This is a genomic window from Haloarcula sp. JP-L23 (assembly GCF_011602445.1).
Classification (GTDB): domain Archaea; phylum Halobacteriota; class Halobacteria; order Halobacteriales; family Haloarculaceae; genus Haloarcula; species Haloarcula pellucida.
The window spans coordinates 201,262-224,944 of record NZ_CP050015.1; the positions used below are offsets into that span (position 1 = coordinate 201,262).

The window sequence follows — 23,683 nt, forward strand, 5'->3', positions numbered from 1 at the left end:
CTCTAGTTCCCGTGGGGGCCTTATTATTCGTCGAATAAGTCCAGCGACCCGAACAGCGAGACAGGCCACCGAGCGGCGCGCGGGCCGGCGTGCTACGCCGAACTGGCCGCGTCGCGAAGTCCGGACCCGGCACTCCAGAGGACGCCGGGGACGTGACGTGGTTCGAGCCGCGCGTTCCGGAGGTATCGCGCTGCGTCGAGGAAGGCACCCTCCTGTAAGTAGAGCTTCGTGAGGAGGAGGTCGTGGGCTTCCTGGACGTTGTAGCCGTCACGCTCTGCGGCCCGGACCAGTGAGGCGTGTTTCGCGATGAACTGCTCGTCGGCGCGTTCGACCGTCTCCGCGGGCGGAGAGCCCGTCTCGTGACGCGTCACGAGCGGTCGGTCGACGTAGCCGAGATACCCCTCTTGAATGACGCGAAGGAGGAAGTCGGGGTCCTGGAAGCGGTCGAGTTCCTCGTCGAACCCGTCGATAGCGCGTGCGACCGACGTCTCGACGAGGAGTGTCGACCCAGCGCCGGAGTGGAGGTAGTCCGCGAGAATCTCTCCCGAAAGCTCCTTTCCACCTTCTTTCGGGCGGTCGTCGTCGTCGGCTTCCGAGAGTATCGAGGCGGCCACAGACAGCAGTCGTCCCTTGGTTCCGTCGAGGTCGTACTCGAAGTCACAGTAGACCGCGACACACTCCTCGGGGGCGGACTGATAGCGGGCTAGTTGCCGTCCCAGTTTCTCCGGGTGCCACTCGTCGTCCGAGTCGAGGAACGCGACGAACTCCCCGTCGACGTGTTCGATGCCCGTGTTCCGTGCGACGTTCGCACCTCTGTTCGTCCCGTGGGTGACGACCCGGAGTCGCGGGTCGTCGTAGGTGTCGAGCAACGAGAGCGTCCCGTCGTCGGACCCGTCGTCGACGACGACCAACTCGAAGTCCTCGTAGGTCTGTTCGAGGACGCTATCGACGGCACGGGGCAGCACGTCAGAGCGATTGTACGTCGGGATGACGACGCTTACCGTTGGCATACCAGACCGAACGCCCCGAGGAGTGTTTATTACCCACCCGATAAACCGGAATCCGGCGTCTCAGTACGTCGTCCCAGTGACGAGGACGTTACGTCCACCGGCGTCCTGGATACCGTCGGGCAGTTCGTTGTTCTTGATGCGCACCGAGTCGGCGTCGGGGCCGATACGAATGGACTCGTCGCCGGTGTAGGAGTCGAGGTAGTTCTCCTCGATCCAGATGTCGTCACCGTAGGCCGACACCGGGCGGTCGGAGCAACGAATGCGACACTTGTAGACGGTGTAATCCTCGCCGAGGAGGGCAATCCCGCGGCGTTTCCCGCCGCCCCACTGGTCGACGGTCAACGCTCGGAACTCGCAGTTGTCGCGCTCGCATCGGATCGCGTGACGCATATTCTCGCCGGAAGCGCTGCCAGCGATACGACAGTCCTGTACCACTACACCGCCCCCGTTCCCCAGTAACCGGAACGCGTTCGCACTACAGTCTATGTCGACGTCGACGTCGACGATTGAGACCGGGCCGGACCCCGACTTGACGACAACACCGGCGGCAGGCACGTCGGCGATGTCGATGTCAGTGTTCCTGAGGGCTGCGCTCTCGACGTCGTCGAGTATCTGAACCGCGTCCCCGTTCGGCGCCGTGAGGTCGATAGAGACGTCACGGACCACCACTCGGTCTGCGTAATCGAACCGTATCGGGATCTGTGCGAGATAGTACGGTGATCGCTGGTCCGTGACGAACTCCGTACGCTCCACCGTGGCCCGACTCGCCCCGATGCGGACGTTCACCGGCCCGTTGTTCTGGAACAGTCCTCCGACGACCGAAACGGAACCGGAACCAGTGACGTACAGTCCGTTGTCGGGATAGTTACGGACGACACAGTGGTCCAGTCGGATCGAGCCGTCGTGGTTGTTGACGAGGATGCCCGTCGGACCACGCCAGAGGTCACCCGGCGTCTGGGTCTGCCAGTCGGCGCCGTCGGAGATTCGGAGTCCGTCGATGTGGCCGCTACCGTCCGAATCGGTGACGCGGAAGAGTGCCGGCCCCCACGTCCCGCTATCGTGGCGGCCGATAACGTCGATATTTTTGACGAAGAGTCCATCCGAAACGCTCACGTGGAACGCGCGGATGCCGGTGTCGTCCGCTCGCTGGTCCACGTCGAAGTTCTTGATGAGAACGTCCCGGGCCGGGTCGTAGTACGTCCCGAGTCGGAACAGGCGGTATTGCGGTCCGTCGAAGGTGTGGTAGTCCGCCGGGACCAACGTGGCGTCGTCGCCGACGAGGCCCACGTTGTCGGCCCCGGACTCTCGGACCTGCTCGTCCATGTAGTACTCGCCGGGTGGGAACTTCAGAAGCGTGTCGTCGCCGATCAGGTCGGCAAGCACCGGGCTAACCGACTCTGAACCGCTTCGGTCCGCACCAGCATCGGCGACGTCGATAACGGTACGATACTGGTCTTCGATACCTGTTGCTGTGCCGATGAGTCCAGTTGCAGCGACCCCCGCACACGCAGACCGGAGAAAGGTCCGCCTACTCGTTTGCGCTGTCGCTAAGTCGTTGGGTTGCACATGGGAGGTGTAGGAAGGGGCTGTTTTAATTATGCAGAACCCTATCTGGATCTAACGGTTCATTTTTTGTCATAAATGTCATCTATCGGGGGTCTCGGGGATTCGTTCGACCGAGTAATAGGGCACTGAGAGCCATTGATGTCGCCGCAGAGACTGGTTCGAACCCGATGGTTAGTACGCCTAGATTTAGGATGCCGTCGTCGGTGGACGTGCTATCCGACGATTGAGTCGTCCCGGCCGTCGTCGTGGTGCTCTCAGTAGCCGTTTCCGTCGCCGTCGCTGTCCCCGTCGCCGTCGCTGTCTCAGTCGCCGTTTCGGTTTCAGTCGTCGTCGTTGTCTCCGTCGCCGTTTCGGTTTCAGTCGTCGTCGCTGTCTCAGTCGCCGTTGGCGTTTCCGTCGTCGTCGCTGTCTCGGTGATCGTCGCTGTAGCCGTTCCCGTTTCGGTTTCAGTTGTCGTCGTTGTCTCCGTCGCCGTTTGCGTTTCCGTCGATCCACCTCCGAAGAACCCGTCGTCGCCGTCGTCGTTTTCGGAGTCAGTAGCCGTCTCCGTCGCTGTCCCATTTTCGGTTGCTGTAGCCGTCTCCGTCGCTGTCTCAGTCGAGTCGCCACCACCGATTGACCAACCGTCGTTGTCGTCGTTGTCGTCGGAATCCGTCTCGGTAGCCGTCTGCGTGGGCGTCTCGGTCGGCGTCGACGTTCCCAGGACACCACCGTCGTCGGTCTCTGTCTCAGTGGCGGTGGCCGTCGTTACCGACCCACCGCCATCCGTCTCGGTCGTCGTCGACGTGGCCGAAGTAGGCTGTTCCGAGGTGGACGTGTTCGAAGCCGACTGGGTGTCCGCTGGTATCGGTGTGGTCGCCTCCGTCGGCGTCTCCGTGGCGTTGCTGGCACCCGGCATCTCCGCGCCGCCGTCAGACACCATATCCATGACGGCGATGCCGGTACCCGACGCGAACAGCAGCAGTCCGATCAGGAGGAGCCAGAACTGCCCGCCGTTCGGAATCAGGTCCGGTATGCTGAGACGGCTGAGACGGGCATCGGCCCGTTCAACGGTGCTACCGATCGGGTCCGGGAAGGCCGACACGAGGTCCACGCACTCACGCAACTCCAGTGCGCCGGTGAGGAACGCGAACGCGAGGAAGACGGCGAGGCCGACCGGCGGGACCACGACCAGCGGAACGACGCCGCTCGGGAGGAACGCCGGGAGTGAGAGGGTCAGGTTGGCGGCGAGATAGCGCGGAAGCAGCAGAATCGGACCCGCAGCGAGTGCCACCGTCAGGCCGACCCGGAGTAAGCGTGCGTCGGCAAGCGGGTCGAAGTCCAACTGTCTCGCACTCCAGACGTGGAAGAGAAACATCGACGCGTACCCGACGCTCGTCGCTATCGCGGCCCCCGTCATCCCGTACCGGGGGATGAGCAGGAGGTTCAGCGTGAGGTTGATGACGGCCGATGCGCCCGTTGCGATGACCGAGTACCGCAGCGTTCCGTGCCCCTCCTCGATAGCTATCGTCGGGCGAACGGCGGCGAACCCGAGCGCGCCCGGCAGGAGGAACAGTAGCGGCGTCACCGCGGGCGCGGCCTTGGCGCCCCAGTACATCGGTACGACTGTCTCTGCGAGCGACGCGAGGCCGAGCGCCATCACGGTCGTCAACAACAGCGTGTACCGCGTCGTCCGTGACGCGAGACTCGCGATACGGTCTGTCCGGTCCTGTGACCACAATTCCGACGTCGAGTGAACGTATACTGTCTGTAGTGTCATGGGTACGAACCAGAGGAATTCAGCCAGCGTGAGCGCCGTCTTGTAGTTGCCCACCTGCGTGCTCCCGGCGAGCGACTGGAGCATGATGATGTCGACGTGATACAGCGACATCTGGAAGACGGTCAGGGCGACGGCCATCGTGTTGTACGTCAGCATCTGCTGTCGCGGCAGGGACGACGTCGTCGGCAGGAGAATCGAGCGAACCGATACGCGCCGCATCACGAGTGCAACGCCGATGACGGCGACCATCGCCGTGCCGAGAATCTGCCCGGCGAGCGCACCGATGACACCGAAGCCGTAGTAGACCAACGAGAGCGAGACGGCTGCGAAGGCAACGTGATAGAAAACTTTCAGCGGTTCCGAGTAGCGCTCTAGGCCAAACCCCATCAGCGTCCGGCGGGCGTACCCCCAGAACTGGGCGGCGACGACCATGAACACCATGAGTGTGAAGTAGGGCTCGAAAGAGGGGTCGAAGTACTGGGCGACGAGTCCCAACCGGACGGCGCCGAGATAGCCCAAAGCGCCGAGCACTGCGAGGAGCGTCGCCATCCGGAAGTAGAATCCGACGACGTTGTCTTCCCAGTCGCCGCTGTCTCTGTCCTCGGCGACGAACTTCCGGACGCCGTTCGTGATGCCCGAACTGACGAATATCATGAACAGCGCGTGGATGGACATCACCGTCGTATACGCCCCGAACTTCGCCGGTCCGAGGAACCGATACAGCAGCGGCATCGTCACGAGTGTGACTATCAGAGTTAGTATTTTCCCAGAGACGACTGAGAGGACACCACTCAAGATATTTCGTCGCATATGAGTTGTCGTGTGTTCGTATCAGTGTGCGCGCATCCCTCGGTAGCGCCCGCGACGGGACAGTGCATACGGAGGGTGACACGCGAGACATAGGTTCTGGATGCCTAGGTCCATCTGTTGCACCGTCGGGTGTTTATTATAGAGCTGGTAAGTGTCGGCACGCAGTCGAGCAGGCTCAAGCGTAGCCGAGGTCGCGAAGTCGTTCCTCGACGACGTCGGTGGCGACGTCCTCTGTCTCCGTCGCGGCGGCGTCGCCCTCGACGATGTCCTTGCGTGGCCCCTCGTCGTAGACGTGCCACGGAATCTTCGTCAGTTCCTCCGTGTGTATCCCAGACGGGTGGCCGTACTCTCGCATCGGTAGCGGGAACGCGCGTTCGCCGAACATCTCGCCGTGGTCAGCGCTCACGACGGTCTTGCCCCGAAGCGACTCTAGCAGTCGTTCGACGTGGGGGACCACGACGTCGAGGTTCTCCCGATAGGCCTCCCAGAGGATCTCGTCCTCGATGTCGACTTCGCCGTTCATCACGCGGTTGAAGAAGTCCAGCGAGTCGTTGTCGAAGTGTTCCTGCCCCGTCGGGCCGATGTAGGGGTAGTGGGGCTGGAGGAAATGGACGAGCAGTCGCTTGTTCGGGTACCGTCCGGCCGCGCGCTCGGTCGCGTCCGCGACCGTCTCCGGTCGAACGGTTCGGAACGTCTCGTCCCAGCCGTCTTCCTGCCATATCTCGACGACGTCGTGGAAGTCGACCGAGACGAACCCGCGGTCGCTCTTGCGGTAGTGTTGCGGGTTCGCCGTCACGTAGACGGTATCGGTCAGGTCCCGTCCGTCGAGATACTGGCTCAGGAACTCGATGGTCGAACTCGATCGCGAGTGGCGGTACTCGAGCGTCCCCGGCAGGTCGACGACGTCTGCAAACGTGTCGTACCGACACGCGTCGAGGAGGAGCAGGTTGTCCCAGTCCTCCTCGAAGAAGTCGACGCGGTCCTGTCGGTCCGCGTACTGCCGATGGAGGTCGAAGTACAGCTCGTTCAAGCGCCGGACGACGAGGTGAGGTTCACGGACGCCGCGGCGAATCTGTGCCGGCAGCGAGGAACGAGGGCGTTTCATGTATCCTCGGGTAGCGGTACCGGCCCCAATATTATGCGCCTGATAGTGTCTCAGACTCACAATCGCACCCAGCGGAGCCACAGACCGGGCGTAAGTGGGGGCCGGGCCGTCACAGAGACGACACTGACACTCGGGCCGAAAAACGCCAGCCACGGGGAAAACGCACACCGTTGCATCAGTCTGTCCGTGGTTATCAAGGTCGATAACGCAGAGGGCGGCGGGGTGATGGCTACCAGCACGGAGAAACACTCGATTCGAGACGGTGAAAGGCCTGAGAACGGTCGGATATCAATAAGGGACAGACGCGGAAATATCATATTTGATTTTTATCTGCTAGTTAATGAAGTCCAATAGACATTTACACTGGACCATGCCGTCAGGTGAAAAACACGATTCGAGTGATTCCGAGAGACGAGACGACGACAGTCTCGCAACGACCAGACGAATGTTGATGGGAGGGGTCGGCGGATTGACGTCGATGCTAGCAGGGTGTAAATCCGGTTCGGAGGTTGCTTCGATTCCGGCGTCGAACGTCGAGAGCACGACGTCGTCCGCCGTCGCTCGCGAATTCGACGGCGACGTGGATCTCAACGGGAACGACATTCTGGACGTGGGAACCATCCGAGGCGGCGTCGAAGTCGACGGGGCGTCCATCGATAGCTGGAACGTGGTGGACGTCAGCGAACTGGGTGCCGAACCCGGCTCTGACACCGACCTCGGAGCAGTCATCGACGACCACTTCGACCGGGACGAGGGCTCCAGCGCCGTCTACTACCTGCCCGAGGGCACGTACACGTGGAACACGCCCGTCACGTCCCGGTCGTTCGAGGGGTTCGGCATCGTCGGGAAGCCACAGGCCCGAGTCAAGTGTACGAACATCGAGATGCCGTACTTCATCAGTCTCGGCACCGACACGGTGAACAACGCCGACATCTTCATCGCGCGCAACATCACGTTCGACGTGCAGAAAGAGAACGTGGCCGCCTCCGCGATTATAGCCTCCGTCGACGAGCAGATCGTAATTGATAACTGCAAACTCGACGGCCAACTCGACCGTGTCGTCTCTCCGTTCTATTCCATCGTACCAACCCTCTTGACCGAGAGCGGTCAGGGGTACGTCTCCATCACGATGACGGACGGGAGTTTCTATGACCCCGCCCTGAAAGAGCAAGAGCATCCGATGGGGCTCGCCATCGAACGCGATCACAAGGGGTACCTCATCGTCGAGAACAGCGACATCGCGGGGTTCATCAACAACGGTATCTACTCCTCCGGGCACAACGGGAAAGTCGCCATTCGAAACACATCGGTAAAGAACTGCGGCGCCGGCATGCTTCGTCTGGGCGACGGCGACTACGCCTACAAGTGCGCTCTTACCAACGACGACGCCGAGGACCGCGGGTATTCCTACGCCGCCCTCTGGGTAACCAACGCTGAACACGCCGTCGCCGACAGCATCGAAATCACCGCCAAACAGCGTACACCCTCCGAGTTAGTCCGCGTGAACGCAGACGTCGGCCACTGTACGCTGTCGAGCATCGACATCGAGAGCCACGCAAACCAGTACATCTGTGAGTTCACCGGGACCGGTCAGGAAAGCGGACACATAGTCGCCTCGAACTGGACGATTATCGACACCGGAAGTGCCCAGTCGAACGCCCAACTCGGCCGTATCGGCCGGCCGAACGTGATGTTGGAGAACTGGGACGTCACCATCGACCCGGCCGGCGACGGGAAGCGTCACGGCCTCATCGTCGACGCCCCGTGGACCAACATCCAGAACTGTACGTTCAAACACACCGAGGGTGGGTTCAACCTCCTCTTAGACGAGGGCGCCGACAAACTCCGACTCAAGGACTGCGACTTCCAGCGCGGCCAACTCTTCCAGTACAGTCGAGCGACGACGGAGGACGCCATCGTCGCCGACAACCGGTTCATCGACGGCACCACATTAGCCGGTGACCAGGTGAACTGGACGACCAGAGGGCCGGGCTTCTAATCGGGGCTCGACGGAGTCACGTCCGGTCGACGGGGACAGCAGGTGTCCCAGATGGGAGGGATAGGAGTGCCTTCCTGCGGCCCGCTGGCCGCTTAATTTCGTATTTAGCGATATTCCGTGAATAACAAGAACCGCGTTCGTCGTCGTATGTCACGTGTCACCAATCAACAGTGATGGCGGTGGCGAACCCGAACAGCGACAGGATGGCGACGGCGGACGGACGCGGCGTGAGGTGCTGACGCTCGCGGGACTCGTCGGACTGCCGTGGTTGGCCGGTACCGGACGCGCGCAGGACCACTCGGCGTCGCTCGGGTCCTCCATCCTCGACGGCGACCTGAACCTGAACCGGAACAGCATCCTGAACGTGGGGACTATCGGGATGACCGCCGACCGACCGGCCCTCCAGACGCCGGGAACCGGGGACGCCTGCATCGAAATCTGGGACACGGCCGCGGACGGCTGGTCCGTGCGCGCGACGGAAGGGACGCCCGGCTCCCCGGGTGCCGTCGAGTTCAATGCCCCACTTAGGGGACCGACGGCCGACGGACGCACCGCCCCGTCCCTCGACGTGGAGGGCACGGTCGCCACCGGCGGCCTCTCGGTCGATAGCTGGCAGGTCGTGGACGTTCGGGAACACGGCATCGAACCCGGGTCGGACGCCGACCTCGGGGCGTTCATCCAGCGCCACGCGGCCCGTGAGGATGTCGCTGGCGTCGTCTACCACCTCCCCGACGGGACGTACACGTGGAACACGCCCGTCACGCTTCGTTCGTTCGACACCTTCGGTGTGGTGGGTGAGCCGCAGGCGCAGGTCCGCTGTACGAACCCCGAGATGCCGTACTTCCTCAGCCTCGGGACCGGAGAGCCGGGTCACGCGGGCGCGTTCGTTGCCCGCAACCTCACGTTCGACGTCCAGAAGCCGAACGTGGCCGCCGCGGCGATTATCGCGGCCGTCGACGACTCGCTCGAAATCGACAACTGCTCGCTCGTCGGCGAACTCGACCGCGTCGTCCCGCCGTATTACTCCATCGCGCCCGCGTTAGTGACCGAGAAGGGACGTGGGTACGTCTCCGTGACGATGCCCGACGGCAGTTTCTACGACCCCGCCCTGAAAGAGCAAGAGCATCCGATGGGACTCGCCATCGAGCGCACTCACCGGGGCTATCTCGTCGTGGAGAACACCGACGTCGAAGGGTTCGTCAACAACGGGATATACTCGGCCGGCCACAACGGGAAAGTCGCTATCCGGAACACGAGCGTCAAGAACTGCGGTGCGGGGATGCTCCGTCTCGGCGACGGCGACTACGCGTACAAGTGCCACCTCGTCAACGACGACGCCGAGGACCGCGGGTATTCCTACGCCGCCCTCTGGGTGACCGACGCGAATCACGCCGTCGCCGACAGCATCGAAATCGTCGCCGGACAGGCCACGCCATCGGAACTGGTCCGGGTGAACGGCGACGTCGACCACTGTGTCCTGACCAACGTCTCCGTCGAGAGCCACGCGAACCAGCACGTCTGTGCCTTCACCGGTGAGGACCCCGCCCTCGGACAGGTCGTCGCCTCGAACTGGACGGTCAGGGACACGGGAAGCGCGGCGTCGAACGCGCATCTGGGGCGGGTCGACCGCCCCAACGTCGTCTTACGCAACTGGGACGTGACCATGGACCCAGCGGGCGACGGCAAACGTCACGGCCTCGTCGTCGACGCCCCATGGGTCGACGTCGTGGGGTGTTCGTTCACGCACGCCGACGGCGGGTTCGACCTCCTACTCGACGACGGCGCCGACTACCTGCGCCTCAAGGATTGCGATTTCAAGCGCGGCCAGTTGTATCAGTACGACCGGGCGACGACGGAGGGCGTCATCGTCTCGGACAACCGCTTCCTCGACGGCGTCGCTCTCTCGGGGACGCAGCAGAACTGGACGGCACGGGGAGCGGAGTTCCAGTAGCGCGGGGTCGGAGAGTCCGGTCTCAGAACTCGTTGCCGACTGTCTCGAGGTTGTCGCACCCGTGGTCCTTGATACCCCCACGGAGCGTGTTGTGTTTCAGGTAGACGTTGGCGCTGTCGGGATAGAGACAGTACGCCTCCTCGTCGCCGTATGATTCCGCGAATATCTCCTCGACGTGGGTTCCGTCACCGAGGTCGATAATCGGGTACTCGGCGGCGCGGTACTCGCCCTTGTAAATCGTGACGTCGTCACCGGTGTTCACGATGGCGCGGCGCTCCGAACCGCCGGACTGGTCGACGGTGACGGCACCCAAGCGAACGTTGTCACGGTCACAGCGGATGGCCGCCTTCGCCGTCTCGTCGCCGACGTTCCCGACGAAGTCGACGTACTCGAGTAGCACCTGGCCGGTGTTGTCGCCGTCGTTGATTTCGATGCCGAACCCGCCGGGCGTGTCCATCTCGATGCGGGACCCCACCAGCGTCACCTCGCCGCAACCGGGAGAGGTGACCACGGCGTTGGTCACTTCGTCCCCGGCGATGTAGACGTCGGCGTTCTCTATCCACGCGGACGTACAGGTCCCCATGACCGAGATGCCGAAACTGTTCGGGAGCGGTTCGTAGTTCCGAACCGTGACGTTCTCGACGCGGATGTCGCCGCCATTTTCGAGGCGGATGGCCCGGTGAGACTCGTCTTGCGGACGGTTCTGGTCGACGACCACGGTGGCACCGTCGATACTGCTCCCGTCGCCGCCGATGCGGAGCGACGCGGCGTTGCTGTTCGAGAAGTGGCCGCCCTCGACGTTGATGACGCCGTCCCCACCCGAGGCGTACAGGCCGTTGTCGGGGAACGCGCCGACGACGCAGTCACGGAAGGTGAGCGACCCGCTGTTCGAGTTAGCGAGTAGTCCCGTCGGGCCGCGCCAGATGTTGCCCGCGTTCGGCGTCTCGTCCTCCCACGCACCGCCGTCCGGCACCTCGAAGCCCTCGACGAGGCCGCTCCCGTCGGGATCAGAGATAGCGAACCGACCCGGCCCCCACGTCCCGCTGTCGTGCTCGCCGCTGACGGTGATGTCCCGGACTTCGAGGCCATCCTCGACGACGGTCTCGATGACGCGGATGCCGGTGTCCGGCGCCGTCTGGTCGACGTCGAACCCGTCGAAGACGAGTCGGTTACCGGGGCTGTACCCCACGCCCAGTCGGAACAGTCGGTACTGCGGCCCCTCGAAGGTGTGGTAGTCCGCCGGGACGAGCGTCGCGTCGTTCCCGACGAGGCCGAACTTCTCGAAGCCGGTAAAGCGCACCTGCTCGTCCATGTAGTACTCGCCCGGCGGGAAGACGAGCAGCGTGTCGTCGTCGCGGTACTCTCGGATGACGTCGACGACCGATTCGTTTCCGGTGTCGTCGGCGCCCGCCTCGACGACGTCGATGACTGTCCCGAACTCCTCGAAGTACCCGTCGAGACGGTCCGCAGTCGTCGCCGCACTCGCGCGTCCAGTCATGGCCGAAAGAGTGCCTCCAATCGCAGTTGTCGCGATACCTTGAAGCACCTTTCGTCGGCCCAGCAACCGTCCGTCTGTCGTTTCGCAGTCCGACCGCGTCTGTTCGTCTGCGTCAGTTTCAGAGAGAGAGTCGTTTTGCACGATGAATCTGAATAGATGTCTGGACTATTCGGAGAATAGACTTTACCTGTCTGATTGCAGGTATTAAGTGCCTCCTAACACAGCATTAACATCCCAACCAGATTCTTTACCACCATATTAATAGACTCTTAATGCGGCTTTAAACCGCCGAGTCGGCCGATTTCGGGGTTTCGGGAGGGTCTCGTTGGGGGGCCAGAAACGCCGTTCGTCAGGCCGGGACACCGGACTCACGAATCGTCGGTCTCTAACTGGGCTTCGATTAACTGACTGGTGGCACGGCGGAGCCGTTGGGAAACCGCGGACGGGGAGATGCCGAGTCGGTCGGCCAGTTCCGACTGGGAGATGCCACGCGGCACGTCGAAGTAGCCGGCCTCCTGGGCCCGACAGAGCGCGTCCCACTGTTCGGGTGTTAGCCCGTTGAGGCGCCAGTCGGACCCGCCGTCGTCCCAGCACAGTCGGTGGAGTCTGAACGTGATGTCGTGGTCGGCACAGTAACTTCGGAACTGCAGGAACGTCTCACGGGACCGAAACTGTGCCCGGACGTCCCACTCGCCCACCGACCCGACGACGTCGATAGCACGAGCGCCGAGTCGGGTCAACGTCGATGCGATAGTCAGCGTCTCCTCTGTGAGAGTTACCCGGTAACAGCGGCCGTCCCTGTCGCTGCTGAGGAGCACGAAATCCGAGACGGACGCGGCCGTAGCAAGCGTCTGTTCGAACGTATCGAACTCGTCGCCGTGAACCGAGAACACGAACAACGTATCAGACCCGTCCGCGACCACTCGCTCCGGTCGGACTGTGACACCCGAAGCCTCGGCCGTCACGTCTGTCAGTGCAATATCGGGGTGTGAGAGGGTGAAATCGCCGCAGATAGTCTGTAGCGGCGCGTCGTGGTCGTCTGCGTCGTTTCTTCCCCTCGGCTGTCTCGGGTTCGACGACGGTCCGACGGCGGCCATCTCACCGAGTTTGCCACGCGTAGTCCCGTTCTCGGGGAAGTTCGCTGCCCGGTCCTCCATACGTGGGTGCAAGTTTATGCTCGGTAAGTGACTTTCCGCTACACACGTAGTCACCGTTTCAGTATCGTTTATTAACATAGCCACAAAGCCAGAGCGTCTGGCGAATACGATGTAATACTCTGCAAACGCGGCGTTCGCCGGCCGAATAGCGACGTCGGACAGCCCTCGCTACCACTGACACCGGGTAGCGTCGACGTCGCCGAAAGCGCCGCCTTGCACGCCGCTGTGTCAGTCGTTCCGTCGCTCAGCGATCCGGACGCGCGTCCGTTCGGGGAGCACCTCACCGACCCACGAGAGGTCGTGGTATCGGTCGGCGAGACGCACGCTGGCGACGGCGAGTAGTGCGCCAGCGACGACGTCCGTCGCCCAATGGATGCCGAGGTACATCGTCGAGACGACGACGAGCGCCGCGAGTCCCGTCGAGAGTGCGTACCATCCGGGATAGACGTCGCGCGTTCGGCGTGCCAGAAGCGCGACCGTCACCGACAGCGAGGTGTGAAGCGAAGGGAACGCGTTCGTGTTGGTGTTGACGGTACTCGTCAGAATCTGTGACTGTGGATACGCCGTATAGAGGAGTTCCTGTACGGTGTTCGGGAGGAGGTTCCGCGGGCCGAACGCGACAAACAGCGTGTAGAAGACGAGCCCGATACCGTAGTTGAGCGCGTAGGCGACCAGCGTCCGCTGAATCGGATCCGTGTCGGCGAGCAGCCAGTAGGCCACGACCGGGAACGTCGCGAGGAACACGTACCCGTACAGGTAGACGAACGAGAAAAAGACGGTCAACGGCGGCGTCGCGATCACCTGCACCAGTGCGACGAAGTCCCCCTCGATGGTGTAGATGAGGCCGGTGATGTTCCAGCCCAGCATCCACGATAGCTCCTGCCCGAGATTGCGAAAGACCCTGTTCAGTGCCAGGACGCCGACGAGAAGGGACAGGTGTGGGGCAATCTCGCGGAGCCGTTGCCACGACCGCTGCAGTACCGCGGTCGCCTGCTCACGGTCGACGAACAGCCAGCCAGCGATGGCGACCATCGCGAGGACGCCAACGAGCAGTTTGCCGAGGAACTCGAATAACACCACGGTCAGGTCACCACCAGTTCGCCCTCGCCGGTGTACCGATACCCGGCGTCTCGAAACGCCTCTCGGGCCCGGTCCGTATCGAGTCGACCGTTCTCACCGAAGAAGGGGGTCGCCGGGTCGCGCTGGTTCCACGCCAGACTCGGTGCGAGCGAGTCGGTGCGCGCGAGCGGACTCGCCGCCGGGTCCCCGTAGCCTTCGAACACCTCGTCGGCGAAGTAGCCCTTGTCCAGTAGACGGGCGACGAGACGGCGGAACGCCGGGTCGTCGAACGGTGGCCGGCGTGCGTTGTAGCCGACGTGATAGAAGGTTCGGGTGGGCGTCACCGAGAGATTCAGCGACGGATCCCGGCCGATAGTCGGGATGCTCGACGGCGCGATACCCAGACCCGTCCCCTCGGCGTCGCCGTTCTTGATCAGCGAGATAGCGGCTTCGGAGGACGGGGCGCGTCGGAAGGTCAGCCCATCGTAGGCGACACCACCGGCGAACGGGCGGAGGTGGGTGGCCGTGGCGTCGGCGAGGAAGTGGTCCTCGAACGGGGAGAGGACGAGTCTCTCCTGTGGCTGTAACCGGCGAAACTGTAACGGCCCACTCCCGACCGGGTCCCGGTTGGCCCAGACGACGGCCTCGGTGAGCGTCTCCTCGGTGTCGATGCCGCCGGCGAGCGCTTCGCTGGCCCTCGACTCCCAGACGTGTGCCGGGAGAATCGGCACTGTGAGCGCTTCTCGCGCGACGGCGCGACTGACCGAGTCGAACGCCAGTCGGACCGTCGTGCTGTCGAGTTCCTCGACGTCGGTGAGCAGCGACGCGCGACCACTGAACCGCGGTGCCGGGACGGGTTCCTCGAGCGCGCCCATCGAGGTGTCCGAGAGGAACCGATATGTAAACGCCACGTCGTTCGCGTCTAGGTCGGTGCCGTCGTGCCACGTGGCATCCTCGCGAATCGACACGTCGAGCGTGCCGTCGACCGGCAACTCGCCCGACCACGTCCACGAATCGGCCAGCCACGGGCGAACCCGGCCGTCGATTCGCTGGCCGAGCGAGTCATAGAGGAGACTCGTCACGACGCCGTCGCCGCGAGCGGTCGCCGACAGCGGGTTCAGGTTCTTCAGCGCTCGCTTGTCCGTGAGCGTCATGCGGATGGCGTCGGCGCCGTCGCTCGTCTCGGTCCGTTCGGGCGTCCGCGTCGCAGTCGTCTCGGTCCGTTCGGGCGTCCGCGTCGCAGTCGTCTCAGTCCGTTCGGGCGTCCCAGTCGTCTCGGTCCGTTCGGGCGTCCGCGTCGCAGTCGTCTCGGTCCGTTCGGGCGTCCGCGTCGCAGTCGTCTCAGTCCGTTCGGGCGTCCCAGTCGTCTCGGTAGCCGGGCGCACTGCTTGGTCCGGTTGGGTGTCGAGTTCCGCCGGGGAGAGGGTGAGATATCCCAGTTTGGAGTGGACGTCGTTGGCGTCGTACCCGAGGGCGACCGACGAGGAGAGCGCCCGGAGTTCGTCGACGAACGCGACGACAGAGAGCGGTTGGGCCCGCGAGAGTTTCTCCTGAATCGTGGCGAGCGTCTGCCGTCGCTGGTCGCCGCGCTGTCGACGCTGGAGTTCGAGGAGGCTGTCGACATCGCCGTCCTCGAAGCCGAAGGGGTTGTACCACCCGGCCGTCTCCGCGTACCGCGAGTGAAAGAGTGGCCGGAGGAAGTCCGGGTCGGTTCGTTCGGGGAACGGCGCCACGTAGACGTCGAACTGCTGGTTCACGAGGACGTCGCGCATGAGCGTCTCTCGACGCGTCGGAACGACGGTGGCGTCTACCCCGACGGCGGTTAAGTTCTCCGCGAGGAACCGAGCGATGCGAAGGGCGCGCGTGTCCGCGTCGGCCGGGAGCGATTTGATGGAGACCGAGAGCGGTTCGCCCGGTACTGACCGGTCGAGCAGCCCGTCGGGGACGTAACGGCCGCCGAGGAGACCGAGCACCCCGGTCCCGATGAGGCCGAGAGCACGCCGCCGGCCGATCCGGTCGAAGGGTGGTCGCTCTGCTGGCGGATCGTCGGACATTATGATTCGACGGCGACTGTCGGTCGTCGGGCGGTTCGTGACTCGGTAGTCGTGGGGATGTACGCAGCAGCCGAGATGGAGGAGAGGAGCGGCATCGGGTAGTTACGGACTGGACGTCTCCGGACTTTATTATCGTCTAAATAAGCCCACATAGCTCGCCTTAACCGGCGTCGGTCACCGACCGACGAGCGGCCAGACGAGCATCCCGACCCAGATAACCGCGCCGATCATCCAGTAGCGGTACCGTGTCGTCCGTTCGGCCGCCCAGCGGCTCCCTCCTGCGCCGATGAGCCCAAGTCCCAACAGGAGGACGAGGCGCTGGAGTAACGCGCCGTAGGAAACGACGGACAGGTCGAGATAGGCGTAATCTACCATTATCCCGACCCCGAACCCGACGACGGCGACGGTGAACCCGTCCGTCGTTCGGAGGTGTCGACCGAACGCCAGCGCGGCGGCCGGCAGTCCCGCGACGAGCAACACGTAGAACGGAGCGCCGACGACCTGCGGTTGTGCGGTGGGGAACGCGCGTTCGGCGGCTATCGCACCGACCCTGACGACAAGCGGGAGGAGCGACGTCGATGCGAACAGCGCGGCGTGATAGCGCGAGAATCGGCTCTCGCGAATCCACCGGAGCGACGCGCGAGCGTCGGCCGTCAGTCCGGAGAGCGTCCCGGCCGCGCCGAGACCGAGCAGTGGGAGGAAGAACACGAGCGGGGCCAGCGCGCTCGGCCGGTCGTGGTGGTACTGCGGCCCCAGCATCACCCGGCGTCGTGGTTCGATGACCGTAACCCACCCGTCGGCGTCGATTGCGCCGCCGTTGCCCCAGCGTTCGCGACGCATCTCCCTGACGACGCCGGTCCCGAGGAAGTCACGCTCGAGGTGGTGTTGGGCGCGGCTGAGGCTCCCGACGTCGTGTCGCAGGCGGAACCAGTCCCAGTGTTCGTGATGGGCCTGAATCGCCGTCCACTTCTCGGTACCGTCCCCCCCTTCGTACAGTCTGAGGTGGTACCGCGACCCGAAGTACGTCCCGTCGTGAATCTGGTACGTCGCGTCGGCCCACCGACCCGACGTGTTCGTCATGACGAACGTGTATCGCTCTGACCCCGTCGACTCGCTCCAGTAGACGCCAGTGCCGTTGATGGTCACGTTCCCCTGCCCGGTCGACCCGGCTTCCCAGGTCTGGGCCGTCTTGTTCCAGTACAACCGCTCCGCGCCGCTCGGCGTGGACGTGAGTAACTGATACACCGTGGTGGCGTCTGTCGTGACGACGGCGTTGATGGGCAGGGTCGCTTGGTTGAACGAGCGCCCACGACTCGTATACGGCCAGAGTCGGGCGTGGCCGTCCTCGCTTGGCCGGACGAACCCGACGTCCGAGACGGTCTTTTCCTCCGTCGGCCCCCGTTCAACGAGCGGGGTGACGGGGCCGAAGACCGACAGCACCAGCAGTGTCGCCAGCACCAGTAGGACAGAACGAGACCGCTCGCTACCCACCATCGTATCGCATCTAAGCACGATATCGTGTTATTATTTTGCCGCTAAGTCGACGGGCTGGCGGTCGTATGGGTTAACGTACCGTTTCCATCGCCCCGGTTCGAAACCGAAATCGGTCGATGCACCGGCAAGCGTTCGACGTGTTGGTCGGTAGGGCAGTCTAGAGCGGCGTCCCTGTCGTGGCGCGATTTATTACTGTCTATATAATAAATCGGCTGTCGACACTGGATACCCGTAGTGAACGGTCTGAAATCCGGTCTGCGGTTGCTCTTCGTCTGCCTGCTGGTCGCCGCCGGAGCCACGGTGGCGACGGGATACGCATCGTCCGAACAAGCGGCGACGGCAGAGCGATTCACCGAGGGCAACGGCGTCGCCGAGGAACGGGACGGCGTGACGGTGATAGCCACCGACTCGAACTCGTGGCTCGGACGGGGGAACGAGGGGGCACGGGCGAAAGCCGAGCTAATCGCCGTCGGCCCCGACGGGACGGTCCAGTACTACAACGACTCACACACCCGCTACTGGGACGTAGACCCCGTCCCCGGAACGGAGATGACCGTCGAATACGTCGCGGCCGACCACCTCACACCCGAGGAGTGCGGTGGCGAAGAAGTGTGTACTCGGAACGTCATCGAACGGGTCAACCTCTCGACGGGCGAGACGGAGCGCGTCTTCGGCCGCGTCACCGAAGGGAAACACTCGACTAGGTGGCACGACGCCGACCGCATCGACGAGGACCACATCGTCGTCGCGGACATCGCCAAGGACAGAGTGTTCGTCGTGAACACGACGACGGGACTCACCACGTGGTCGTGGAGCGCCCAGAACGCGTTCGCGACCGACGAGTCCGGCGGTCCCTACCCCGAAGACTGGACGCACATCAACGACGTCGAGGTGCTGTCTGACGGCCGCATCATGGTCAGCGTCAGGAACCACGACCAGGTGGTGTTCCTCGACCGCGAGACCGGGATGCTGGCGAACCAGACGCTCGGGAGCGACGGCGACCACGAGACGCTGTACGAGCAGCACAACCCCGACTACATCCCACGGTCCGAGGGCGGTCCGGCGGCCCTCGTGGCCGACTCGGAGAACAGTCGTCTGGTCGAGTATCAGCGGACCGACGGCGGGTGGGAACGCACCTGGACGTGGAAAGACGGGCGCCTCCAGTGGCCCCGTGACGCCGACAGACTGCCCAACGGGCACACCCTCGTCACGGACTCGAACGGGAACCGCGTCTTCGAAGTGGACGAGGACGGCGAGGTGGTCTGGTCGATGGACGTCGCGTTCCCCTACGAGGCCGAACGGCTGAACACCGGTGACGAGAGTTCGGGTGGGCCGAGCGCCCAGCAAGCGGGTCTCCAGAGCGCGACAGCGGACGGGGACGAGGGAGCGTCCGACTCCGCTGACACCGCTGGCGCGTTCGGGGCCATCTTCGGCGCCATCGAAGGCGTCCTCGGCAGAACGGTCGTCAACGCCGTGATGTACGTCCTCCCGGTCTGGGCCGGCGGACCGGAAGTAGCCGCCGTGGTTGTGGCTGTCGGGACCGTCGTCGTCTGGGCCGGCGTCGAACTGTACTGGTCCCCGTGGCGACCCAGCATCCACCGCCACATCACCATCGAGTGGAAGGACTGAGCCATGTCGAGTGACCACCCATCCGACGAGCGAGTCGCATCAGACGGCCGAATCGAGTCGGCCCCACTCACTGACGGAGTGAGTCGACGCCGCAGACGCGTCTTCAGCGGCGAGGACGTGCCGTTGCTCGGAGCCGTTCTCCTCGTCGGGGCGCTGATGTACGTCACCTATCTCGCCACCCACGACTACCCCGCCTACGGGGCGGGCCTCTATCTGGAGATAGCCGACCAGATACGCACACACGGCTACGTGCTCCCGGAGCAGATTCCGGGGTACACGAAAGGCGGCATCCCCTTCGCGTACCCGCCGCTGATGTTCTACGTCGCCGCGGTCCTGCGCGACCTGACCGGCATCGGACCCATCGCGTACGCCCGGTACGTCCCGGGAGTGTTGGTCCTGCTGTATCTGATTCCGTACTACTTCGTCGCACGCGAACTGCTCGCTTCGTCGCGGCGGGCGGCCATCGCGAGCGTGCTGTTTGCCGTGACGCCGGCGGCGCTTCAGTGGCACCTCTCGGCGGGCGGTATCGTCCGTGCGATGGGGCTGCTGTTGGTCCTCACCGGCACCTACGTCGGACTCCGACTGTTCCGCGGCGGGGACCGCCGATGGCTGGTCCCCGGCGTGGTCTGTTTCGGGCTGACGGTCCTGACCCATCCGACCTACACCGTGGTCTTCGGGCTGACGTACCTCCTGCTGTTTGTCAGTTTCGACCGGTCGATCACCGGGTTGGTAGCCGGTGCCGCCGTCGCCAGCGGCGGTCTACTGCTCGCCGCACCGTGGTGGCTCGAAGTGATACAGCATCACGGCGTCGGCATCTTCACCGCCGCGGCCGGCACTCACTCCGGACTCGGTGGCGGCGTGGGCCGCGTCCTCTCGGAGTTCGTCTACCTCATGGACTTCGATACGGAGGCGCTGTACTACGTCGCCGCATACGCCGGAACGGGCTACGCGCTGTATCGTCGCCAGTGGTTCCTGCCCGCGTGGCTGTTCAGCCTCGGCTACGTCGTCGGCAAGCCACGGTTCCAATTCCTCGCGGGGTCGATGCTGACGGCCGTCCTACTCGTAGAGGTCGTCGTCCCCAGAATCCGCCGGGCCGGACTGCCGCTCGACCGCCGGCGAACCGTCAGTCTGTTCGTCGCCGGGGTACTGGTGCTGGGCGCAGTGGGACTGGGGACGGCCTTCGTCGCGAGCGCCTCGAACTCTCACGACGGGAGTACGACGATGCCGGCGTTCATGGACGGGTCGGACGAGAAAGCGATGGCGTGGGCACAGCGAAACACCGCACCGTCGAGTTCGTTCGTCGTGCTCGGCGACGCCGCCGAGTGGTTCCCCCTGCTCACCGACCGTACCATCCTCGTCGGCCCGTGGGGCGTCGAGTGGACCACGCCGGAGCGTTACCAGTCACAGCTGGAGCTGTACGAGTCCATCTCCGAGTGCGAGGGCGCACCCTGCCTGACTGCGAAACTCCAAGCCTACGGTCACTCGCCGGACTACGTCTACGTACCGAAGGGCCACTACACCGTCCGCGGCATGGACCACACCCAGAGTGACCGGATGCGGGACTCGCTGCAGGCCGCCGACCGCTACGAGATAGCCTACGAGAACGAGGGCGTGGTTATCGTCCGCGTGTCCGATTCCTGACCGGCGAGTTCGGTCGTGTGCGTCTCCTCGCCCCAGTGACCCGGAGCGTGTCCGACACAGAGCTTTCGAGGGCTGGACGGACGGTGTAGGTGAGTGGCGACGTGCCCCTCCAATCAGGAGGTCCTCGACCGCCACGTCGCCACCGAAACCGCAGTTATCGTGACCATAAGGTCGCTGGCTACCGGTTAACCACACCGACAGCCGGCACCGAGTCGGTCTTATCCGCTGAATAATAAATATCGGATGGCGCTTAGGGTAGGCTGTCCCGGGCCGCAATTGCCCGTACCAGAACCCCCACCCCAACGGTGCAATTCGCGCCATCCCCGCTGCAGCCATCACTGGTCCGGGACCACCCTATCTTTCTGGCGGAGGCCGACGCCTGTGAGTCAGGAGTGAGGCGTATCGCCGGGCGTCAGTCACACCCCGACCGGTAGGCGTTCCCGCCGACGACCACGTAGTCGCCCCGCCCGTCGCTGGCCGGTGAGGCGTCCGACCGGCGACGCCGACGGAGTGTCGCGCGCAACACGTCGGCTTTCACCCACGCGAACCCGGCGAGGATGGCCGTGAAGCCGACGACGGTCAGCGGCGTGAGCACTTCGTCGAGCAAGAGCCAACCGAAGACGGCGGTCACCCCCGGCACTGCGTAGGAGACGAGACTTGTCTCGGCCGCTCCGACGGCGTCGACGAGTCGGAAGTACAACAGGAATCCGACCGCGCTGGCGAAGACGCCGAGGTACACGAGGGCAACGAGGTGTTCGACGCCGGCCGAGACCGCGCCCACCTGTTCTGACGGCAACGCGGCGCTGACCACGTGGAGGATGACAGCACCGACGGCGGTCATCCCGGCCTGCACCGACACCAGTGGGAGCGTCGTCGTGTACCGCTCGGTCAGCACCGCGCCCGCCGCGAAGACGACCGCGGCCCCGATGAGCAGGGCGATACCCAGCCCACGCGAATCCAGTGCTCCCGGCGACGGGTTCGCGATGACGACCACGCCGAGGAAGCCGCTGACGGTCCCGATAATCTCGTGGGGGCGGGCCCGATAGCTCGGTAGCAGCGTCGCCGCGAACGCCGGCGTCACCACCGGCGTGAGACTGAGCAGGATAGCGCCGTAGGCGCTCGGGACGTACTGCTGCCCGAGAAACAGCAGCGTGAAGTGCGCGCCGATGAGGAGCGCCCCGCCGACGAGTATCAGCGCGACGTCGTCACGGGTCTGGGGAAGAATCGTTCGGCCGCGGGAGACGGCATAGCCGACCAGCACCGCGGCGGCGATGTCGTGTCTCAGCGCCGCCAGCAGGACGGGCGGGAACCCCTCGAGACCCGTCTTGATGGCGACGAAAGAGAGGCCCCAGAGCAGCGCGAGGGTCGCAAACAGCAAACCGAGATGTCGAGTCGTTGGCGTCGTCACAGTAGAGGACGGGTATAGATGCTGGAGACGTATCAATCTTCTATCGCTACTGTGACGCATACGCACAGACACGGCGTGACAGGGCTTCAGGCGGGAATCCGAGTCACACGCAGTCGTCGCTCGGCGGCGTCGACGAAGGACCCGACCTCGTCCCGGAGCGCCGTGCCACAGTGCGGGCGAACGAAGCGTGACACCGGCGCGATCACCGCCTGAGAGGACACAAGACATTTGTATCAGACGCGATTGAGCGCGGGACGTGCCCTCCAGACGACGATTCCTCGCCGCACTCGGCGCCGGTGCGCTGGGCGTATTCGCGGGCTGTTCGGCGAGCGCCGACGAACCGCCGGCCCCCGGGACACCAGACCTCGATCCCGAGCGACAGATATACGGCTCCGACGGCAACTGGTCGAGTTTCGGCTGTAACGCCGGCAACACCCGGAGCGTCCACGGAATCCACGCGGGCGAAGCGCCCGTCGACGGCGTCGACGAGGAGTGGCGAGTCCCGGTCACCGACCTGCAACGAACCGCTCCCGTCGTCGCGGGCAGTCGGGTCTATCTGCCGACCCGCGGCGGCCTCCGTGTCTACGACGCCGAGGACGGAACGGAACTGTGGCGCGAGGACGGCATCGAAGATTCGCCAGTCGTTCGGGGCGAAACGGTGTTCGCAGCCGACAGCGCCGAGAACGCAGTCCGGGCCCTCGCTGCCGACAGCGGCGACGAACGGTGGTCGGCGGAGACCGACGTGCCCCGGTCGGACCGTCGATGTACCCCGGAACGCCGCTCATCGTCGGGCGGGCGAGCGAGTGTACGGTCTCGACCCGGAGACGGGCGAAGAGGTGTGGTCGCGGCGACTGTTCGGAACCGTCCTCCCCAACCCGCCGGTGTGGAACGGCTACGCCGCCGCCGTGGCGACCGAAGCGGGTGAAGTCGCACTGCTCACGCTCACCGACGGGACCGGTGTCCAGCGCTTCCGACTCCCGGCGCCACCGGTCGCTCCGCCGTCGGCGGACACGGACTCGGTGTACGTCACCTGTCGGGACGGCGTGACGTACGCGCTCCGTAGTGAGACCAGTTCCAGTGGCCAGCGTCGTTGGTCGGTCGAGACCGGGTGGAGTCCTGGCGGTATCGGTCTCGATTCGGGGCTCGTCTTTGCCGGTACGTCCGGCGAACTCCACGCCGTCGACAGCGAGTCGGGGTCGGTCCGCTGGACCCACCGACTCGGAGACTGGCGACACACGGCCCGGCTATCGGCCGGGGCACGCTGTTCGTCGGCGGTGACCGGCTGTGGGCACTCGACCCACGCCGAAATCGGGGCTGTTCGGCTCCGGCCCGGCGGTGCGCTACGAGCGCTCGTTCCACGGCCGCGTCGGCCCCGGACCGATACTCGACGGCGGACGCTGTACGTCGTCGCTGAGACGGGCCAGACTCGACGCACCTGCTCGCGTTGTCCTGACAAGCTAGCAGTCACATACCGACACGTGTCGTGTCGCCGCTCTCGGCTGCGGTACTGAACGGAGTCCCGTGCTGTCCCGACGGTCAGAGG

16 protein-coding genes are annotated in these 23,683 nt (G+C 64.5%); 6 read left to right on the forward strand and 10 right to left on the reverse strand.

The genetic code is table 11. The annotated features are described in order from the left end of the window. Positions 1–92: 92 nt before the first annotated feature. The 4 genes from G9465_RS19755 to G9465_RS19770 form a co-directional block, all read right to left on the reverse strand. Entirely contained in the window at positions 93–1,010 is a 918-nt protein-coding gene (locus G9465_RS19755) for a glycosyltransferase (protein ID WP_166973512.1), read from the reverse strand. Between the two features lie 60 nt (positions 1,011–1,070). After that, positions 1,071–2,576, reverse strand: coding sequence for a hypothetical protein (locus G9465_RS19760; RefSeq protein WP_166973515.1), 1,506 nt, complete (start codon positions 2,574–2,576; stop codon positions 1,071–1,073). A gap of 82 nt (positions 2,577–2,658) precedes the next feature. Then, positions 2,659–5,145 carry an oligosaccharide flippase family protein gene (locus tag G9465_RS19765; RefSeq protein ID WP_166973518.1) on the reverse strand — a complete coding sequence of 829 codons (2,487 nt, stop codon included), beginning with the start codon at positions 5,143–5,145 and terminating at the stop codon, positions 2,659–2,661. 175 nt (positions 5,146–5,320) lie between these two features. Then, positions 5,321–6,250: a hypothetical protein gene (locus tag G9465_RS19770; RefSeq protein WP_166973520.1), complete on the reverse strand. Its 930-nt coding sequence runs from the start codon at positions 6,248–6,250 to the stop codon at positions 5,321–5,323. A gap of 478 nt (positions 6,251–6,728) precedes the next feature. On the opposite strand from G9465_RS19770, the gene G9465_RS19775 reads away from it, so the two are divergent. Both G9465_RS19775 and G9465_RS19780 read left to right on the forward strand, forming a co-directional pair. Beyond that, positions 6,729–8,249, forward strand: a complete 1,521-nt coding sequence (locus tag G9465_RS19775; RefSeq protein WP_166973522.1) for a glycosyl hydrolase family 28-related protein — start codon at positions 6,729–6,731, stop codon at positions 8,247–8,249. A 154-nt stretch (positions 8,250–8,403) separates the two neighbouring features. Then, entirely contained in the window at positions 8,404–10,200 is a 1,797-nt protein-coding gene (locus G9465_RS19780; protein WP_166973525.1) for a hypothetical protein, read from the forward strand. A gap of 22 nt (positions 10,201–10,222) precedes the next feature. Here G9465_RS19780 and G9465_RS19785 read toward each other — a convergent pair whose 3' ends face one another. The 5 genes from G9465_RS19785 to G9465_RS19805 form a co-directional block, all read right to left on the reverse strand. Next, entirely contained in the window at positions 10,223–11,698 is a 1,476-nt protein-coding gene (locus tag G9465_RS19785) for a right-handed parallel beta-helix repeat-containing protein (protein ID WP_166973527.1), read from the reverse strand. Positions 11,699–12,066: 368 nt separating this feature from the next. Further along, a complete protein-coding gene (locus G9465_RS19790; protein ID WP_166973529.1) occupies positions 12,067–12,855 on the reverse strand; it encodes a helix-turn-helix domain-containing protein in 789 nt (262 codons plus the stop codon). A gap of 228 nt (positions 12,856–13,083) precedes the next feature. Next, positions 13,084–13,935, reverse strand: coding sequence for a phosphatase PAP2 family protein (locus tag G9465_RS19795; RefSeq protein WP_227015808.1), 852 nt, complete (start codon positions 13,933–13,935; stop codon positions 13,084–13,086). A gap of 2 nt (positions 13,936–13,937) precedes the next feature. After that, positions 13,938–15,968, reverse strand: coding sequence for an ABC transporter substrate-binding protein (locus G9465_RS19800; protein WP_166973531.1), 2,031 nt, complete (start codon positions 15,966–15,968; stop codon positions 13,938–13,940). Positions 15,969–16,142: 174 nt separating this feature from the next. Then, on the reverse strand, positions 16,143–17,462 hold the full coding sequence (locus G9465_RS19805) for a hypothetical protein (RefSeq protein ID WP_166973533.1): 1,320 nt from the start codon (positions 17,460–17,462) through the stop codon (positions 16,143–16,145). Between the two features lie 234 nt (positions 17,463–17,696). Here G9465_RS19805 and G9465_RS19810 point away from each other — a divergent pair, with 234 nt between their 5' ends. Further along, positions 17,697–19,091: an aryl-sulfate sulfotransferase gene (locus G9465_RS19810; RefSeq protein ID WP_227015809.1), complete on the forward strand. Its 1,395-nt coding sequence runs from the start codon at positions 17,697–17,699 to the stop codon at positions 19,089–19,091. A 3-nt stretch (positions 19,092–19,094) separates the two neighbouring features. After that, the gene (locus G9465_RS19815) at positions 19,095–20,732 is read left to right on the forward strand and encodes a glycosyltransferase family 39 protein (RefSeq protein ID WP_166973535.1); all 1,638 of its coding nucleotides are present in this window, start codon (positions 19,095–19,097) and stop codon (positions 20,730–20,732) included. Between the two features lie 412 nt (positions 20,733–21,144). Here the strand turns inward: G9465_RS19815 and G9465_RS19820 are convergent, their stop codons facing one another. Further along, positions 21,145–22,140: a DMT family transporter gene (locus tag G9465_RS19820; protein ID WP_227015810.1), complete on the reverse strand. Its 996-nt coding sequence runs from the start codon at positions 22,138–22,140 to the stop codon at positions 21,145–21,147. A 256-nt stretch (positions 22,141–22,396) separates the two neighbouring features. Here G9465_RS19820 and G9465_RS25770 point away from each other — a divergent pair, with 256 nt between their 5' ends. After that, positions 22,397–23,065, forward strand: a complete 669-nt coding sequence (locus G9465_RS25770) for a PQQ-binding-like beta-propeller repeat protein (protein WP_349674915.1) — start codon at positions 22,397–22,399, stop codon at positions 23,063–23,065. Continuing rightward, positions 22,977–23,651 carry a PQQ-binding-like beta-propeller repeat protein gene (locus G9465_RS25775; protein ID WP_349674916.1) on the forward strand — a complete coding sequence of 225 codons (675 nt, stop codon included), beginning with the start codon at positions 22,977–22,979 and terminating at the stop codon, positions 23,649–23,651. The genes G9465_RS25770 and G9465_RS25775 overlap by 89 nt, the downstream gene beginning before the upstream one ends. The last annotated feature ends 32 nt before the right edge of the window (positions 23,652–23,683 follow it).